The organism is Pseudoxanthomonas sp. LjRoot127 (assembly GCF_964253495.1).
In the GTDB taxonomy this organism is placed as follows: Bacteria; Pseudomonadota; Gammaproteobacteria; order Xanthomonadales; family Xanthomonadaceae; genus Pseudoxanthomonas_A.
In genome coordinates, this window is the sequence record NZ_CAXUQR020000001.1 from 112,138 (window position 1) to 130,583 (window position 18,446).

General features: G+C 67.8%; 9 protein-coding genes. 1 reads left to right on the forward strand and 8 read right to left on the reverse strand.

Going from position 1 to position 18,446, the window contains the following annotated elements; translation table 11 throughout:
• Positions 1-494 precede the first annotated feature (494 nt).
• The gene (locus ACSQ19_RS00595; protein WP_435999234.1) at positions 495-1,001 is read right to left on the reverse strand and encodes a hypothetical protein; all 507 of its coding nucleotides are present in this window, start codon (positions 999-1,001) and stop codon (positions 495-497) included.
• Between the two features lie 169 nt (positions 1,002-1,170).
• On the opposite strand from ACSQ19_RS00595, the gene ACSQ19_RS00600 reads away from it, so the two are divergent.
• The gene (locus ACSQ19_RS00600; protein ID WP_435999235.1) at positions 1,171-2,067 is read left to right on the forward strand and encodes a hypothetical protein; all 897 of its coding nucleotides are present in this window, start codon (positions 1,171-1,173) and stop codon (positions 2,065-2,067) included.
• A 107-nt stretch (positions 2,068-2,174) separates the two neighbouring features.
• On the opposite strand, the gene ACSQ19_RS00605 is transcribed toward ACSQ19_RS00600, so the two are convergent.
• The 7 genes from ACSQ19_RS00605 to truB form a co-directional block, all read right to left on the reverse strand.
• A complete protein-coding gene (locus tag ACSQ19_RS00605; RefSeq protein ID WP_296282678.1) occupies positions 2,175-3,437 on the reverse strand; it encodes a CynX/NimT family MFS transporter in 1,263 nt (420 codons plus the stop codon).
• A gap of 136 nt (positions 3,438-3,573) precedes the next feature.
• Positions 3,574-7,287, reverse strand: a complete 3,714-nt coding sequence (locus tag ACSQ19_RS00610; RefSeq protein ID WP_435999237.1) for a hypothetical protein — start codon at positions 7,285-7,287, stop codon at positions 3,574-3,576.
• A gap of 11 nt (positions 7,288-7,298) precedes the next feature.
• Positions 7,299-13,196 (reverse strand): DUF7507 domain-containing protein, encoded by a 5,898-nt coding sequence (locus ACSQ19_RS00615; protein WP_435999239.1) that lies wholly within the window; start codon positions 13,194-13,196, stop codon positions 7,299-7,301.
• Between the two features lie 239 nt (positions 13,197-13,435).
• The gene (locus ACSQ19_RS00620; protein ID WP_435999241.1) at positions 13,436-14,047 is read right to left on the reverse strand and encodes a DUF3617 domain-containing protein; all 612 of its coding nucleotides are present in this window, start codon (positions 14,045-14,047) and stop codon (positions 13,436-13,438) included.
• A gap of 587 nt (positions 14,048-14,634) precedes the next feature.
• Positions 14,635-16,743 (reverse strand): polyribonucleotide nucleotidyltransferase, encoded by a 2,109-nt coding sequence (pnp, locus tag ACSQ19_RS00625; protein ID WP_435999243.1) that lies wholly within the window; start codon positions 16,741-16,743, stop codon positions 14,635-14,637.
• Between the two features lie 184 nt (positions 16,744-16,927).
• Positions 16,928-17,188: a 30S ribosomal protein S15 gene (gene rpsO, locus ACSQ19_RS00630; RefSeq protein WP_142124238.1), complete on the reverse strand. Its 261-nt coding sequence runs from the start codon at positions 17,186-17,188 to the stop codon at positions 16,928-16,930.
• Between the two features lie 152 nt (positions 17,189-17,340).
• Positions 17,341-18,294 carry a tRNA pseudouridine(55) synthase TruB gene (gene truB / locus ACSQ19_RS00635; RefSeq protein ID WP_435999245.1) on the reverse strand — a complete coding sequence of 318 codons (954 nt, stop codon included), beginning with the start codon at positions 18,292-18,294 and terminating at the stop codon, positions 17,341-17,343.
• Between the last annotated feature and the right edge of the window lie 152 nt (positions 18,295-18,446).

Genomic DNA, 18,446 nt, shown 5'->3' on the forward strand with positions numbered 1-18,446 from the left:
CTCACCCTCCCCTTTCCAGGTGCCCGCAGCGAACGTCGGCCGGCCGTCGTCGAGCCTCGACGGCTCGCCGGCGACCTTCCGAATCCCACCCATCAGCGAAAAAGACGCGCGCGTGACCTCCAGCGTTTCGCCGGAGACACGAAAAATGTCGCGCGAGAGCCAGATACGCTTGTCGCTTCAACGGCCGAAGCCTCGCAAACGACATGTGGCGGGTGAAGCGCGAGGCTTCGCGCCTTGCGGCCGACACCCAAGGCTTGGCGGCCGGCACGTGGAGGCTTGCAGCCCCGAAGCGTGGACACTCGCCCTCGACGATTTTCGAGTCGCACCCGAGTCGCATGCGACTCGACGATGGGAATCGGAAGGTCGCCGGCGAGTACTGCGAGCATGCGGACCACGTGCGCCGAACGGAATGCCGACCTCAGCGACGCGTGCGTCATTCAGCTCGTGGCTTGGCGCGGCCAGGTCGGCTAAACCGAGCCTGGCGACCTCGTCGGCTAGTCGCTCAACCAGACCTGCTTGAACTTCCGCTGCGCGCTGTCCCAGAAGTAAAGGGATGATGCACTGCCGAGACGGAAATACTCGATCCCCGTGTTGGGGAGGACCAGACTGCGTGCTGCGCTATCTCGTCCCTGCTGACAGACTTCCTCCGCAGCAGGGCACGCGTAGATCCCGGGTTCCGCCGCGTCGATCCTCATGACGAGGCCGACATTGGCGAAGTCACTCCCCCATGAAATTTCATCGACCCGGACCCAAGCGGGCCCCTCCTTGCCCGACATCCGCACCCAAAGCGCTTCAGCATTGCTCGTCGTACTTTTCAGGAGCAGCGCGGTGTCATCGCCGCCATCGTCATCCAGGTCCGCAATCACACGGGTAAACGCTGCTGGCGACTCCGGTAGCATCGGGTGCTGGAGTTCTGCGCTGGTCGGCAAGCGCCAGCCTTCCGGTAAGTCGTTCACCATCGGACCGGCAACCCCTACCACGATCAAGAAAGACGCGAGCATGGCCAAACTCCAGAGCTTCGAAGATGCGGTGCGTGCGGCAACCAACGTCCCACTCGGCGGGTCCACCAGACGGATACAGCATTGGCGCTGCACTATCGTAGAGACGGCCGCCCTCGCCTATCAAGTACGTTGATCCCTCTTGGGGACCCCTGCCCCATGGAGACACCCGATGCCCGCTTCGCAGTCATTGATGACCACCCGCCGCGGTGAATTCCGCACGCTGTACCGCGCCCTCGCCCGCAAGCCCGCCGCCTTCGCCTCCACGCCCATCGTGTTCTGCGAAGGCGACTCGTGGTTCTCCACGCCACTGTCGATGAACCTGCTGGACTGGCTGGTGTACCCCGCGCCGGAGGACGAAAAGAAGGGCGTGCCGCTGTTCGGGGCGGGCGGCCTGTTCTTCCGTACCGAGGACAGCGGGGATCTGGCAACCGACATGTTCACGGCCAGCGGCATCCGCGACCTGTCCACGTGGTATCGCGGGTTCGAATTCGACCTGGTGCTGGTCAGCGCAGGCGGCAACGACTTCGTCGACACCTTCCTGCAGGCCACGTTCCGCGGGGCGGCACCGATGAACCCGGCGGCGGCGTTCCAGCGTGTCGTGGACACAGGTCGTTATGCCGAGGTACTGGACCGCTACCGTGCCTTCGTCACCTCCTTCCAGGCCATTCGTCCGCACACGCCGATCCTGGCGCACACCTACGACTACCCGCGCGAGCTCGGCCGCGCCGCGCAGCTGACCCTGGGCAACCTGGGTGCCGCCGCGCTGTTGAAGAAAGGCGTGGGCCCGTGGATCGGCAACAAGGTCTCGCACGTGTTGCCACGCATCGAGCAGCAAAGCGAGTTCGCGCGCCTGCTGATCGACGGGTTCGTCGACCGCGTGCTGGTGCCGCTGCGCGACGACCGTACCACCGGCAAGGTCTTCGACTTCGTCGACCTGCGCGGCGTACTGACCCGCAGCGACCAGTGGTTCGACGAGATGCACCCGACGGGCGCGGGTTTCGCCGCGCTGGCGACGAAGTTTCGCCAGCAGATGCGGGCGAAACTGGAGATCAAGTTGGGGGGTTAAGCCTTGTCCCGCTTCGCAGGATGAGCTGAGTACGGCGATACCCAGCATCTCCGCAATGGAAGGCTCGCACGCTGGGATCGCCTTCGACTCGGCCCCCTTAGGGCTTGCTACTGCCAGGTATCTTCGAGGTACCGCGGCTTGCATGCGAGGTACCCGCCGACCAGCAGCACGCCGACGCATGCGCCCAGGAACGCCATCGGCAGCGTCCAGCCGTGCGTGTGTTCGTGCAGCAGGCCGAACGCCAGCGGTCCAGCGCACGACAGCGTGTAGCCCACGCCCTGCATGAAGCCGGACAGCGCCGCGGAGCCTTCGGGCGTGCGCGTGCGCAGGTTGATCATCGTCAGCGACAGCGGAAACGTGCTGGGGCCCAGGCCGAGCAGCGCGACCCACAGCGCAGGTGCCGCCATCGGTGCGAGCAGCAGGCCGGCGAACGCGGCGGCGTAGAAGCCCGCGCAGACCACCACCACGATGAACGGATTGCGCATGCGCACGGCGATCAGCGGCATCGTGAGCGAGGCCACCAGCCCCAGCGTGGAAAACAGCGCCACCATGGTGCCGCCCAGCGCCGGCGTGCCGCCCGCTTCGACCAGCAGCTTGGGCAGCCAGGTGAACATCGAATAGGTGACCAGCGAGGTCATGCCGAACATCAGCGCCATGCCCCACGCCACCGGCGACCGCCATGCGCGACCCTGTGGTCGCGGTGCCGCCAGCTCGGGCGCCTCGTCATCGACGGCAACCGCTGCGTCGTGCGCGCGGGCGAGCGGGGTGTTGCGTTGTCGCTCCTGCCACAGCACCAGGCACCACGGCACCGCCGACGCGGCGGCGAAGACCGCCCACAGGCCCAGCGAGACGCGCCAGCCGGCCGCTTCCATGACCGGCACGGCAACCAGCGCGGGCAGGATGGTGCCGGCCTGCAGCACGGTGATGTACAGCGTGCTGACCGTGCCCACGCGGTCGGCGAAGTAGCGCTTCACCAGCGGCGGCAGCACGATGTTGCCGATGCCCATGCCGGCCAGCGCGGTGAGCGAAGCCGCCATCAGGGCCGTCGTGTCGCCCGCCGCGCTGCGCAGCAGCAGGCCGAGCATCGCCAGCAGCATGGCCAGCAGCGCCGTCCGTTCCAGGCCAATGCGGTGCGCCAATGCAGGCGTAGCCACGCCGAACAGCGCGAACGCCGCGGTCGGCAGCATGCCGAACACGCCGGTGAGGGTGGCACCGAAACCGAACGTGTCGCCCAGCATGTCGAGCAACGGCGTCAGCGAGGTGACCGCGGTACGCAGGTTGAAAGCGGACAGCACGATGCCGAGCAGCACCAGTCCGCGGCCGGACCAGAGCGAAGCGGGTGCGGCCGATCGAGTCTTCACGGATTCCATGCGCCCATTATCGGCGATGGCCTGCGACAGCGCGTCGCATGGGCAAGGACGGTGTGTCCTGCGGCACCGTACGCGATGCCCGAGGAAAAGGCGGACCGAAACCCGCCTTCCCTCATGCTGGCCGCACCCGGACCGCTCAGTACGTACCGGTCATGTTGACGAACCAGCCGCGATGATCGAAGTGGAAGTCCGTCAGGTCGTCGCTGAAGCGGGTGAAGTTGTACCCCGCACCGATGCGGAAGTGCTTGTTGAGGTCGCGGTCGACGCCGACCAGGAAGCCTTGCCGTGCACCGCCGTCCTCGACGTCCAGCCAGCGGTACTCGCCCAGCACATGCCACCGGGTGCGCAGTTCGTAACGTGCCTGCACGGCGCCGAACGTGGTGGCCGAGTCCAGCCACACGCCGGTGCCCCGCCCCATGCGCACCTCGCCTTCGCGACGCGACAGCTTGCCGGCGAACTCCCAGTGCTGGTCGTGCTTGTACACACCTTCCAGCGAGACGATCTGCGAGCGCTGGTCGACCTCCGCGCCGCCCAGCTGGCCCATGCTCGCCAAGTCGTACAGATAGGTGTAGCGCCCGAACAGGCCCCATCGCTCGCTGTTCCAGGGTCTGTAGGCGAAGCCCACGCTGCCCTCGATGAACTTGGCGCCTTCCTGCGGATTGAGCCGGTCGTCGGTGTCGGCATAGTTCAGGCGGGCCGCGATGCGCCAGCTGTCGCTGAAGCGATGGGTCAGACGCGTGGTGCTGACCCACTGCTCGCGCTGTTCCACACCGGTGTCCTCACGCCATTCCAGCTTGCTCTGCCAGTCGGTCTCCGGCGAGGTGTGGCCCCCGGACACGCTGACCGCGCGACGATCCACCACGCCACCGGATCGTGCGTTCTCCAGTTCTCCTTGCGACAGGGTGAAGCCCGTGTTCCAACCGCGCGCCGGATAGAAATCCATGCCGAAGGTGTGCGCCAGGCCCGACGTGTCGCGCTCCTTCAGGAACTGGCTTTCGTTGAACACGTTGGCCTGATTCGAGATGCGCCAGCGCTGGCCCAGCGTCCAGCCGTTCTGCCCCTTCGGGTTGAACAGCGAGTCGTAGCCGGTGGTGTCGGTCGAATGCGTGTAGCCGCCATAGAACGTGTGCTCCGGCGTGATGCGGTATTCGGCATTGACCGTCGCCGCATTGCCACGATCGCCGTCGGTGACTTCCGCGCCGATCGACGAGTTGTCGCCGAACAGATGCCTGGCGCCCAAGGTGTAGGCGTCGTTGTCGGCATACTGGCCGCCGTCGTCGTCCACGGTGAACTGGGCCACGCCATACACGTCCCACGCGCTGCCGATGCGGTGCTGGTACTTCAGCGCCGCCAGCGTGCCGGCGGCATCGACGGCGCCGCTTTCCTCGTTCACGCGTCGCACTTCCACGCCCAGCGTGCCGTCGTCGCTGATCCGCCATTCCACCGTCGCCTGCGCCTGGTCCAGCGTGTCCGTGCCGCGTTCGGCGCGGGTGTAGCGGCTGTACAGGCGGATGTTCTGGTCAAACTGGCCCAGCACTTCGGCGCCATACTCGGTCACCGGCAGGCCGTTGTCGTAGCGGGACACCGAATAGCCGGCGTCGGTGCGGCGCCACCAGGCCCCGGCGCTCCAGTCGTGCTCGGTCCAGCCCAGTTCCTTGAAGTTGGCGCGTGCCTCCAGTGCCTTCGCCTCGCCTTCGCGGTTCAGCGCGGTGTCGTTCTGCTGGATGAAGCTCAGGCCGCCGTTGTCGGAGAAGAATGCCGGCAGGCCGAACGACTCGCTGCGCGCGTACTCGGCCTTCACGAAGGTGCCCTTGCCCGCCTGCAGCGTGAGGTCGCCGCCCTTCAGCGTGTAGTCCTCGCCCGCACGGCTTTCGTCGATGTAGGTCGCCCCCACCCCGACGTGGTCGCCGAACCAGTGCTTGCCGCGCAGGCCGACAGTGAGCTCGTCCGCGTCGAAACCGGACGGCACCCATTCGTAGTCCACCAGCAGGCGCTGCTCCAGGCCATCGAGCGGCGTATCGCGCGTGAGCGTGGGATTGTTGTCGCGGCTGATCTGCGCCAGCGGGCGCGTCAGCAGCAGGCGGCCCTGCAGTTCGTCGATCTCGTAGTCCGTGCCCCGCTGCAGTACCACGCGGTTCTCGGTACGGCCGGTGGTGCGATCACGCACCTCCAGCGTCACCACGTCCGACCCGGGCAGCAGGTCCGTGTGGCGCAGGTAGTAGAGGCTGCCGCCGGTACCGATGAATTCATTGTGGCCCGGCGCGCTCTCCGGCTGGGACCCGAACACACGCAGTTCGCTGCCGGCATCGCCCCACCGGTTGCTGGCATTGGAGCGCCAGTTGAGCGCCGCACCGTACAGCGAACGCTGGTACTGGCCGAATTCGGTACCGGTGATTCCGGTCGCATAGTTGCCCCACAGGGCCTGGTTCTTGTCCCAGTCCACGCGCAGGTAGAAGCGCCCCATCGTGTCGACGTCGCGATAGGTGTTCGAATCGTCGCCGTAGACCGGGTAGTACAGGTCGGGATCGAGGCGGCGGAAGATGTCCTGCGGATCGGCCTGGGTGAAGCCGTCGAACAGGCGCTCCAGATCGCGTTCGGTGGTATCGGCCTGCGCCGTCACCAGGTACTTGCCCCGCCATTTCGCCTTGCCGTAGAACGCCAGCCGGCCGTCGCTGATCACGTCGTCCTGGTAGCGCGCATCGCCCTGGAACGAGGCCGACGAACCGCTGATCCTGTTCTGCGCGATGGTCACGTCGGCGAGGCCGACGCCGAAGAAGTAGCGGCCGGTGACGTCGATGTCCATCGAATGCGATGGCGTCGACGCTTCCCCGTCGCCATGTCCACCCACCACGATGTCGAAGCGATGCTTGCCCACCGGCACCAGGTACTCGGCGACGAACTTGCGCTCCAGGTCCACCGGGTAGTCCTGGCCGTTGATGCGCAACGCGGCATCGGCGGGCAGGTTGCGGCCCTGGATGCGCACGCGCGAGCCGTAGAGCGGGATGTTCTGCTGGCGCAGGCCATTTCCCGCGAAGACGTCGTCGATCAGGCTCTGCGCCTGCGCCTGCTCGGTGCTGAGTGCATTGCCCAGTTGACGCTCGGTGCTCGTGCGCAGTGCGGTGGCGCCGCGTTCGGCTTCCTCCGGCGACACCAGCTGCAACGTGCGCGGCAGGGTTTCGTCGACCTGGCCGTCGGCTCCCGTAGCGCGCAGCACGTAGACCAGCTCATCGCCCTTGCGGAAGCGGTACCTGGCCGGCAGCGCGCCGTCCCATTCGGCGCGCGTCACCGCAGCCACGTCCAGCGGCACGGTCGCCAGCGGCTCGATCAGGTCCGCATCGCTCGCGCGATACACGCTGATCTCCAGCCGCGCGATGAAGGCCGGATAGTTGCCGCGTACGTAGAACGGCACCGGCTTGAGGATGCCCGTGCCATCGAATGCCGCGAACGACGGTGCGGACACCGACAGTTCCGGCTGGCCGAGCGTGGGATCTTCGGTCGCCCAGATCGCGCCGCCGCCGGGCAGGTCGATCGAGAACTTGCCGGTCACCACCGCCTTGGCCGGCGATGCCGCCTGCACCGTCACGCGACGGTCGGGCTGCAGCGCGACCGAGGTGGCGTGCGCGCCGGTCGCCTGCGTCACCGGGTCGCCGTAGCTGCGCGTGCGCAGGCGGAAGAACAATCCGTCCTCGCTGGTGCAGCGTTCCGTATCGCACGTGACCGTCGCGCCTTCGCCCTGCGCGGGGTTGTCCGCGGTCGTGGCCGCTTCCTGCGCGGCCACCATCGGCGCCGCACCGGCCAGCAGCGTGATCAACGTGTAGTCCAACAGCTTCATCTTCATGCGCTTGTCCATGACCCGCCCCCTCAGTTCCGCGCGCCGTCGGGCGCGACCGGGTCGTTTTCGATTTCCACCCGCAACGTCGCGCGGGCCGATGCGCTGAGTCGTCCGGCGAGGGCGTCGAATACCGCCTTCGCACGTTGCATTCCCAGCGCGCTGTTGTAGGCATGCGAGCCGCGCCGGTCGGCGTGGCCCACGATGACGACGCCGCCTCCGCCACTGCGTTCGAGCGCGGCCGCGATCGCGTCGAGCAGCGGTGCGAACTCGGCGCGGATCGTCGCCATGTCGGTATCGAACAGCACCGTGCCGAGCAGCGCGGCGTCATCCCGCACACCGGCGACCAGCGACGCCGGCGCCTCCGGCTTTGCGCGGACGCTCACCGTCAGTGCCTTGGCCGCCGGCCCGTCGAGCTGGGCCAGCAAGGCGTCCTTGACCGCATTGGCCCGATCGAACGCGCGTCCTTCGCTGTCGCCATCGGCTTGGATCACCACCTCACCGCCCTGGTACTCGCGCACCTTGGCGGCCATGGCACTCACCAGCGGCTGGTAGCGCGCGGGCAACACGGCGCTGCCCGGCGCGAACTGCACCTCGCCCAGTTCGAGTTCCAGCTGGTCGCTGCCGCCTTCGATCACCTGTTCGGGCAGCACCACGCCCCAGTCGAAGCGCACCGGCACACCGGGGGTCACCCGGCGCAGCAGCGGGTTGTCCGTCGTCATCGTGGTGCCGGCGGGCAGCGTGGACGGATCCACCTTCAGGATCACGTTGCGTCCGCGCTCCCACGTGCCACCGGACACGCCGGCGAGGTGGTAGCGGCCGAACAGGTCGGTCTCGATCAACAGACCTTCCACGGTGGCGATGCGCACGCCCGGCACGCCGCGTTCCTCGATACCGGCGTTGCCGATGACGTAGTCCACCACGTAGCCGTCCGCGCCCTGCGCGACACGACGCTCCACCGTGGGCATCGCCGCCGTGAGGCCCTTGGCCGCGTCGCCACGCGTTTCGACCGAAGTGACGCCGTGGCGGTCCATCCGCAAGGTCACGCCCTGGTCGCTGCTCAGCACGAAGTCGTCGGTGAAGCTGGGCTCGCGCAACGTCTGGCGGATCACCACCTGGCGGCCGCTCGCGGGATCGGCCTCGGACTGGCGCCCTTCCACCGTGCCCACGACGATGCCGTGCAGCAGCGGCGCGCTGGCATCGGCCTGCGGCTGCGGCCCCGTGCCGCGATCCAGCGTGGTCGAACCCGCCACGTAGGCAGCCGACGCGAACCCGCCCTGCACGCGGATACCGCTCAGCGTGGCGCCGTCCTGCCAACCATCGCCGTCGCGGTCGTTGAACACCGTGCCGAACAGCAGGCTGTCTTCCACCATCGCGTCGGCCACCAGCATCACGTCGGCGCTCGCCACGTTGGACAGCGGCTCACCGGACGACGACACCGCTTGCGCCTGGTTGACCTGCGTGCCGGCGCGCGCACCGGCGCCCACCCGCATCGCGTACACCAGGCGGGCGCTGCCACCGACCGGAATGTCGAGGCCTTCGAACCGCACCGGAGACTGGCCGGCCACCGTGGCCGCGTTGTCGCCGTCGCTGACCGACAACGAGCCTTCCACGTAGGTGAAGCCCGCGGGCGGCGTATCGATGATGCGGCCGTCTACCAGCGGACCGTCGCCCAGGTTCTCGACCGACACCGTGTAGCGCACCAGGTCGCCGGTCTGCACGTCGCGCACGCCTGCGGCCTTGGTCACGCGCAGCAGCGCTTCGCCACTGACCACCACGACGGCATCGGCCGTATCGCAGTTGGCCGGGTTCAGCACTTCGCACAGGGTGTACGGATAACGGTACGTACCGGGCGGCGTGCCCGCGGTCATCGTGACGGTGCCGTCGGGGTTCATCACCAGTCCCGGGATGGGCGGACTGCCCGGCACCAGCGTGACCTGGCCGATCTGCGCAGGACCACCGCCCAGGGTGTCGTTGCCCAGCACGCTGGGCGAGGTCCCGCCCGTGCCGCTGCGGATCGGGACGAACGCGTCCTCCACGGCATCGATGATCGTGGCGGTCACGGTGAGCGTGACCGTCGCGTCGTCGCAGTTGTCGGGTGTCTGCGTTTCGCAGAGGCGGTAACCGATCGTGTACGTGCCCGCCGGTGTCCCGGCCGGGACGGACACGATGCCCGTTGCCGGATCCAGGACCGGGACCGGACCACCGTTGAGCGAGGTCGCCGGTGTGGTCACCGTGCCGGTGACGCGCGACGGATCCACCACCACACCGTTGATCGTGTCGTTGCCGTAGACGTTGCCGACCGACGGATTGCCGCGAGCCCCATCCACGGGGGCGGGCGCGTCGTCGACCGCATTCACCGCAGGCAGGATGTCGGTGTCCACGCTGCTGGTCGGCGTGCTCACGCCGGGCGACGGAGCGCCTCCCGGCGGCGTGGGCGGCTGGCCCGTGGCCATCGCGGTGTTGCGCACCTGGCCGGCCAGCACGTCGTCAGGCGTCACGCTGTAGGTCGCGTTCGCCACGACCTTCTCGCCCGGCTTCAGCTGTCCCGCCAGGCCCGGCCACGCGTAGGCCAGCGGACTGAGCCCGGCCATCGCATCGCTCACGGACACGTTCGCCAGGGTCACGTTGCCGGTGTTCTCCACCTCAAACCGGTAGGCGATCGTGCTGCCTGCGCGATACGGGCCCGTCGACGTCACCGACTTCACCAGCGTCATCGCCGGCAGCTGTTCGGTCGCCGTGTCCACTTCGCTCGAAGGACTGGTGATCGCCGGTGGCGTCGGACCCCCCGGCGGCGTCGGCGGCTGACCGCTGGCCGTCGCGCTGTTGTGCACGTTGCCGGCGGCCACTTCTTCCGCCGTCACGGTATGCACGCCCGTGCAGGTGGTGCTGTCGCCAGGCTGCAGCGTCGTCGACGCGCAGACGGCCGGCGCATCGAGTCGCGCGTCGTTCACCACGATGCCGGTGAGCGACAGGTTGCCGATGTTTTCGACCACGAACTGATACGCGACGACGCTGCCGAGGCGATAAGGACCGGTCGATGTCACTGACTTGGTGATCGACAGGACGGGGGCCTGTGCGGCCAGCGCCGTCGTGACCGGCGTGCTGGCGCAGCCCGCGGCACAATCCGGATCGCCGCCGCCCTGGATGCTGGCGATGTTGTCGACGCTGGCGGCCGCGGACACGGTCGCCGTCACCGGGATCACGTAGGTCGCCGTGTTGCCCGGCGCGGCATGGGACAGGCCGGCCGGAACCGCGCACACCACGGTCTGGCTGCCGGACGGATTCGTCGCGCAGCCAGCGGGCAGCGTACCGATGCTCAGGCCTGCGGGCACCACGTCGGTCATCGTCGCAACCGACGATGTCGCGGCAGTACCCGAGTTGGTCACCGTGATGAGGTAGTCGTAGGGCACCGCAACGACCGCGGTCGCCGGACCGGCCTTCTGGATCTCGAGGCGGGGTGCGACGATCGGCGTATCCACGGGTGCGCTGGCACAGCTGCCGGCGGTGGCGCAGGCGGGATCACCGCCGCCAGTCACCGTGGCCGTGTTCGACACGGTGGTGTTGTTGACGGCACCCTGCGGCGTCGCTGCGATCACGAAGCTCGCGGCATTGGCGGGTGCGATGTTCGACAGCCCCGAGGCGATGGTGCACACCACCGTCTGGCTGCCGACCGGGTTGGTCGTGCAACCGGCGGGCAGCGTCCCGAGGGTGAGGCCTGCCGGCACCGGGTCCGTGACGGTGGCAGCGGCGGAGGTCGGCCCTGCGCCCGTGTTGGTGACCGTGATCGTGTAGTCGAACGGCACGCCCACGGACGCCGCGGCGGGCGCGACGATGGAGGCGGTCTTGGCGATTTCCAGCCGTGGCTGGCCCGCGAACGCAACGTGGAATGCGCAATCCTGCGTCACCAGCGTGACGGTGTAGGTGTAGGCGCCGGCGGTCGGGCCGCTCAGCGTGCCGGGGCACGTGTTGGCGCCCGGCGGGGTGGTGATCGTGGGAACGTGGCCTGCAGTGGTCGGGGTGAAGGTGAAGCTGGTCCCCTGCCCGTCCTCGATGACCTGCGCCGCCGCGTTGCCCAGGGTGCCGCCGGCGACGCTGGGCGTGACGATCCAGACCCGGGCGAAGTCCGCGGTGACCTGCAGGTCCTGCGTGCCCATCTGCACTCGGCATTCGTTGCCGGTCACGCTGGCGCATCCGCCTGTCCAGCCCTTGAAGAGCGAACCGTTGTCGGCCACGGCGGTGAGGTAGGCCTCCTGCCCCTCGCCCAGGTTCCCCGAACTGCAGGCCGTCCTCGCGCCGCCCGACGGGCAGGCGTAGACCGCGGGAATGGCATTGAGGCGTCCGCTGCCGGCACCGGTGGTGTGGGCGGTGAGCAGGTGCTGCGCGGCACTCACGGGCGTGCTGAGGCCATCGGTATTGTTGGCGGCGACGCTGTCCGACATCCCGGCGGGCGGCGTCACGCTGACCACCGTCACTACCGGCGTACCGGCCGATGCCGCGGTGATGCCGTTGACGGTATAGACCAGCGACTGGCCCACCGGCAGGTTGGCGGTGGCCGTCGACAGGGTGCCGGACCCACTGCTGGTGGCGCCGCAGCTGGCCGTGCTGCCGCCCGGGACCGCACAGGTCCAGGCGGCGGTGCCGTTCGCACCGCTCAGGCTTTGCGAAAGGCTTGCGCCGTTGGCGTCGACCGGACCATGGTTGGTCACGGTGATCGTGTAGGCCACCGCGCCGCCGACCAGGTAGGACGGCACGTTGCCGTTGCCGACACTGACGCCCAGGTCGATCAGCGTGGTGCTCGCCGGCGAGATCGTGGTCTTGACGAGCGGCCCGATGAAAGGGCTGACCGTATTCGCGCGCACATCGTAGTCGCCGTTGTTGATGACGTTGTTCGGGCCGGTCGTCGCCGCACCGGCGGGTACGGTGAACGTCACCGGGAAGCTGCCGCCGGCGCCGGCCACGAGATCGCCGACCGGACAGTCGATGTAGTCCGCGCGCGGGGCCGTGCCGGCGTGGGGACCGGAACACGACGCGGGAAACGCATTGGGGACGAACGTGAGCGGCAGGCCGTTTTCGGTGATCGGCGCCGCGAGGCGGACGATCGAACCGAGCGCATAGACGCCCGAGTTGTTGACGTAGTTGTAGGTGTAGGTGACCTGCTCACCGGGCTTGGTCGTCGACGGGCCGACGGCGGACACGCTGAGACCCGGCATCTTCGAACCGAACACGTCCATGTAGACCTGGGCGGTGTGGTCGGCGGCGCCTGCGGAGCAGTTCGCCACGTAGACCTTCAGCCGTATCTGGTCGCCGACGTCCAGCCGTCCGTTGCCCGGCGAGATGTCGAAGCCCTGCCAGTTGGTGAACTGGTAGGCACCGAACGACTGCCAGGGAATGCCGGCCTGGTTCGAATAGTTGAAGGTATGGAAGAGCTGGGTGTTGCCCTTCGTCAGATTGATGACTTCGACGAAGAAGAACGGCTGCTGGCCTGCGGGATGGTTGGGATTGTTGAGCACCGGCGCCATCGCGAAGCGCAGGTGGACCTTGCCGTCGACGGGATCGACGTCGCTCAGCACCATCGTCGCTTGCTGCTCCATCGCATACGCGGCGCGCGCACCGTTGCCACCCAGCAGCGAAGACGCGGTGCCGGAGAAGGGATAGCGCGCACCGTTGCCACCGGTGTTGGCGGCAGTGCCGGCCGCGGTGAGGATGCGGACATTGCCGCCGAAGGCGGTGTTGACCGTGTTGCTGCTGGGAACGGTCTCCTGCACCGCACCCAGGGTCAGCTGGCTGCTGTTGGTCGGCGGCACGACCGGCAGGGCACTGGATGAGCGCGTGTAGCGTTCGAGCTTCCACTCCGAGAAGTTCTGCGTTTCGAAGCCGCCGTTCTTGACCTGCGCGTGCGCGGCCGGGAGGAACAGCGCCAGAAGCATCAGGACGCAGACCGTGGCGATGCGTTTCCTTCCGTTCCCGTGACAGGCCAGGGCGGCCCATCGTTCTCCAACTACCGCGGCAATCTGCATGATCCGTTCCGTCCTGAAAGCAAGAAGACTAGAAAGCGCCACGGGCGACCCCGTGTTGCGCGAGCAAGAAGTGGCGGGCATGGCGATGCCCGGCGTGCGATGCGGATGCGGCGTGGCGCGACGCCATGCATCCGCGACAGCGAGGCCGTTCAATGCGCGTGCCCGCTTGCGCGCCGCGCATCGTCGACCGTGTTCACGGTGATGCCGTTCGGCAGCACCATGTCGCCGGCGCGCTGGCCGGGCTTGCACCGGCCCAGCCATCGCCCCTTGAACGGCACGCGTCCTGTGTCGTTCGAAGGAGACGCCGGGTAGCGGATGCGATAGGTGCCCTCATACCGGGCCTGCATGTCGCCCTGCACCTTCACCTGCGTGTCGACGCGCTGGCCGTGCGTCTCGCAGACGGTGTTGATCTCATGGCCACTGCCGTTCCTGGAAACGGTGATCTGGCGGCACTGCTCGCGGGCGGGAAGCAGGAACAACGGCACCACGCGCTCGGCACCCGCGTCGGTGCACTGGAGCGCGGTCATGGCAGGCTGCATACGCCCGCCCGCACCCCGTGGTGCGTGCGCGATGATCGTCACCTCCCACAGGCCGGCCTTGCGTACCGGCGCATCGGCATAGCCCTTGCCGTCGGCAGCGTTCGCCAGGCAAGGCAGCAGGGTCGACGCGAGCAGCAGGAGCCGCCATGGCCGGAGAGACGTGCGGCAGACCGACATCGGCCCGCTGTTGGCCCGCGCACGCGTGCCGACGACTGATTCCATCGATTTCCCCCAAGTGACCAAACCGCGTGTCGTCGTCCCGCACTGCACGACGCCAGACGAACCCCGAGACATCGCCTCGGCGGCTCCCCGGAAGGCGCCACACCACGCCGGTACGGACGTTTCCCCTGCTCACGAAAGGCAGCTTCCCCGCTGCACTTCTTCGATGTTCTTCCCGTTCCTATCGGCATGCCGACGCAAAACTGAAATTCGAATTTCGCAAATTCCGTGACGCGCATGACGCCGTGCAAGTCCGGTGCCAGAACGGGAGCGCCCTAGGCTCGCCCTGCATCACGTCGACGTCGTGCGCAGGCGGGACGCGCGGAAAAGGGGCATGTCCGCGCCGTTGCGCGGCGGCAGCAGTGCCGGGCTCGCCTGCGTTTGCGCGGGGCGAACCGAAGGCACGGGCGGCTACGCCCGTGCCGCGAGCCGGGAAACCGACGCAGCCTGGACGGAAGTCCGGCGGTCGTCGTAAGACACGGACGATGGCCGTGCGCAGGCACGATGCGCCGCAACGCGGCACTCCGTGACCCAAAAGAAAAAGCGGGCCGAAGCCCGCTTTTCCGTCATGCCTTGCGATGTCGTGCGGCTTACTCGGCCGACACGCCCTCGCCTTCTTCCACGGCCTTGATCGACAGGCGGATACGACCCTGCTTGTCGACTTCCAACACCTTGACCTTGACCACGTCGCCTTCCTTCAGCGCGTCGCTGACCTTCTCGACGCGGTCGTTGGAGATCTGCGACACGTGCACCAGGCCGTCCTTGCCCGGGAGGATGGTGACGAACGCACCGAAGTCCATGATCTTGGCGACCTTGCCTTCGTAGATGCGGCCCGGCTCGACGTCGGACGTGATCTGCTCGATGCGGGCCTTGGCGGCCTGGCCGGCGGCGCCGTTCACCGAGGCGATGGTGATGGTGCCGTCGTCCTGGATGTCGATCTGCGTGCCGGTTTCCTTGGTGATGGCCTGGATCACCGAACCGCCCTTGCCGATCACTTCGCGGATCTTGTCGGGGTGGATCTTGATGGTGATCAGGCGCGGCGCGAACTCGCTCAGTTCCTGGCGCGGTGCGGACATCGCCTGGGCCATTTCACCCAGGATGTGCAGTCGGCCGGCCTTCGCCTGCGTCAGCGCCTGCTTCATGATCTCTTCGGTGATGCCTTCGATCTTGATGTCCATCTGCAGCGCGGACACGCCGTTGGCGGTACCGGCGACCTTGAAGTCCATGTCGCCCAGGTGGTCTTCGTCACCCAGGATGTCGCTCAGCACGACGAACTCGTCGCCTTCCTTCACCAGGCCCATCGCGATGCCGGCCACCGGCGCCTTGATCGGCACGCCGGCATCCATCAGCGCCAGCGAGCTGCCGCAGACCGAGGCCATCGACGAGGAACCGTTCGACTCGGTGATTTCCGACACCACGCGGATGGTGTACGGGAAGGCTTCCATCGTCGGCATCACGGCGAGCACGCCGCGCTTGGCGAGGCGGCCATGGCCGATTTCGCGACGCTTCGGACCCATCATGCGGCCGGCTTCGCCCACCGAGAACGGAGGGAAGTTGTAGTGGAACAGGAAGTGGTCCTTCCACTCGCCGGCCACGGCGTCGATCACCTGGCCATCGCGGGCGGTGCCCAGCGTGACGGCGACGATCGCCTGCGTTTCGCCACGGGTGAACAGCGCGGAGCCGTGCACGCGCGGCAGCACGCTGACCTTGGAGGAGATCGGGCGCACCTGGTCGAGCGCACGGCCGTCGATGCGGACCTTGGTCTTCAGGACCGAGGCGCGCATGGTCTGGTATTCCTGCTCGCTGAATTCCTTCGACAGGTCGCCCGTGCTCCAGGCATTGCTCTCGGCCTGCGGCGCCAGCGCGCCCAGGATGGCCTTCTTCAGGCTGGAGATGGCATCGCGGCGCTCGATCTTGTCGCGCACCTGGAACGCACCGGCCAGGCTGTCGCCCACCGCATGGCGCAGGGCGGCGATCAGGCCTTCGTTCTTGGCCGGCGGCTGCCAGTCCCACTTCGGCTTGCCGGCTTCGGCCACCAGCTCGTTGATCACGGCGATGACCTTCTGCATCTCGCGGTGACCGAACATCACCGCGCCCAGCATCACTTCTTCCGACAGCTCGGCGGCTTCGGATTCGACCATCAGCACGGCGTTGGCGGTACCGGCGACCACGAGCTCCAGCTTGGAGTCCTTCAGTTCGCTGACGGTCGGGTTCAGCACGTACTCGCCATTGACGTAGCCGACCTTGGCGGCACCGATCGGGCCGTTGAACGGCGCGCCGGTCAGGGCGACGGCGGCGGAGGCACCGATCAGCGCCGGGATGTCACCGTCGATTTCCGGATTCAGCGACATCACCGTGGCGATGACCTGCACTTCATTGCGGAACTCTTCCGGGAACAGCGGGCGCAGCGGGCGATCGATCAGGCGGGAGATCAGCGTCTCCTTCTCGGTCGCACGACCTTCGCGCTTGAAGAAGCCACCGGGGATGCGGCCGCCGGCGTAGAACTTCTCCTGGTAGTCGACCGTCAGGGGGAAGAAGTCCTGGCCCTCGCGGGCGGACTTCGCGGCCACGGCGGTGACCAGCAGCACGGTGTCGTCGAACTTGACGACGACGGCGCCGCCGGCCTGGCGGGCGACTTCGCCGGTCTCCAGGGTGACCTGGTGCTTGCCGTACTGGAAGGTTTTGGTGATTTTTTCCACGGGGGTTTCCTTGGGATGCCTTGTGCGGGTTGGACCTCACGCGACCCTTGTCGCGCGTGGCTGGCCGGATGCGTCCGGCCGGTGGTGCTGGGAGGGGCGGGCCCGGTGCGGCCAGCGGATGCAGCGCATTCCGTTCCCTGAAATGCAAACCGCGGCGCATCTCTGCGCCGCGGTCGGGGGTATATCAGCGACGCAGACCGAGCTTTTCGATCAGGGTCTTGTAGCGCTCGTTGTCTTTCTTCTTGAGGTAGTCAAGCAGGCTGCGGCGGCGATTGACCAGCTGCAGCAGGCCACGGCGGCTGTGGTGATCCTTCTTGTGGGTCTTGAAGTGGCCGCTCAGGTGCTCGATGCGGGCGGTGATCAGGGCCACCTGGACTTCCGGCGAACCGGTGTCGTTGGCGCCGCGCGCGTTGTCGGCAATGACTTTCTGGGTATCGATGGACATGCGTTTTCTCTGGTGGATGCGTGGCCTGCAGGAACGCGGGTGTCCTCCGCGCGCACCGCCTGGCTCGCCGTTGATGAAGCTGGGAAATGAACGAGATACCGGCATAAAACCGGCGGCGTAGTGTAGCCTCCGGGTCCTTGTGAAACAAGGTTCTATTGCGCGCGATCCGTCTTCACGGCGGTGCCGGCCACCGCCCAGGCGAACAGCCGCTGCGGCGACAGCGTGCCTTCGGCATCGACCGTCCCGAGGCCCAGCACGCGTCCTTCCGGCCCGTGGATCGCCACCGGGACCTCGCTGGGTGGATACCCCCGCAACCTTTGCCCCTGCGCCAACCGGCGTGCACCGACAGCATCCACCTCGACCCGCGGGAAGCCGGCCAGACCGGACTCGATGGGCAGCAGGCAGGCCTCCAGGGCAGCGTCGCCCCCTTGTTCAGCCAACGCCTGCAACGCCTCCAGGGTATACATGGGCGCCTGCATGAACGGATCGACCCAGAGGCGCCGCAGGGCCCCGACATGGGCGCCGCACCCCAACGCCTCGCCGAGGTCACGGACCAGGCTGCGCACGTAGGTCCCGGACCCGCATTCCACGCGCAAGGAGAGCCGATCAGGCGCGATCCCGAGGATCTCGATGCCGTGGACCTCGACCTCGCGCTCCGGCGCTTCGATGACGTCACCCCGCCGCGCCTTCGTGTAGAGCGGCTCGCCCCCCTGCTTCAGCGCGGAGTAGATGGGAGCGCGCTGGCGGATACGACCCTTCAGTGGCGCGAGCGCAGCAGCGACGGTGGTGGCATCCAGCGGCGGTATCGGGCGCTGGCGCAGCGGGACGCCATCGGCGTCGTCGGTATCGGTGGTCGTTCCGAGCACGGCGACCGTGTCGTAGGCCTTGCGCGACCCCAGCAGCAATCCGGCGATCTTGGTGGCTTCGCCGAAACACAGGGGCAACAGGCCGGTCGCCAGCGGATCCAGGCTTCCGGTATGACCGCCCTTTTCGGCCCTGAACAGGCGCCGCGCGACCTGCAGCGCACCGTTCGAACTCATGCCCTGCGGCTTGTCGAGCAGCAGGATGCCGTCAAGGGCGCGGAACTTGGTCTTGGGCGACGCCATGGGAAGCAACGCGTTCCTTTCGTAAGTGCAGGCCACGCCCGCGACGCTCTTCGCATGCAGGGAAGAGCAGGAGCATGGCGCGCGCCCGCAAGCGCGGCTAGCGGGTTCCGCAAACCAACGGTGGCGCGGACCGTCCGACGGACGGCACGGCG

Bases quoted from the DNA above. Each gene is read 5' to 3' on its own strand.
- ACSQ19_RS00595 (WP_435999234.1), bottom strand. From the start codon at position 1,001: ATGCTCGCGTCTTTCTTGATCGTGGTAGGGGTTGCCGGTCCGATGGTG.
- ACSQ19_RS00600 (WP_435999235.1), top strand. From the start codon at position 1,171: ATGCCCGCTTCGCAGTCATTGATGACCACCCGCCGCGGTGAATTCCGC.
- ACSQ19_RS00605 (WP_296282678.1), bottom strand. From the start codon at position 3,437: ATGGAATCCGTGAAGACTCGATCGGCCGCACCCGCTTCGCTCTGGTCC.
- ACSQ19_RS00610 (WP_435999237.1), bottom strand. From the start codon at position 7,287: ATGGACAAGCGCATGAAGATGAAGCTGTTGGACTACACGTTGATCACG.
- ACSQ19_RS00615 (WP_435999239.1), bottom strand. From the start codon at position 13,196: ATGCTTCTGGCGCTGTTCCTCCCGGCCGCGCACGCGCAGGTCAAGAAC.
- ACSQ19_RS00620 (WP_435999241.1), bottom strand. From the start codon at position 14,047: ATGGAATCAGTCGTCGGCACGCGTGCGCGGGCCAACAGCGGGCCGATG.
- rpsO (WP_142124238.1), bottom strand. From the start codon at position 17,188: ATGTCCATCGATACCCAGAAAGTCATTGCCGACAACGCGCGCGGCGCC.
- truB (WP_435999245.1), bottom strand. From the start codon at position 18,294: ATGGCGTCGCCCAAGACCAAGTTCCGCGCCCTTGACGGCATCCTGCTG.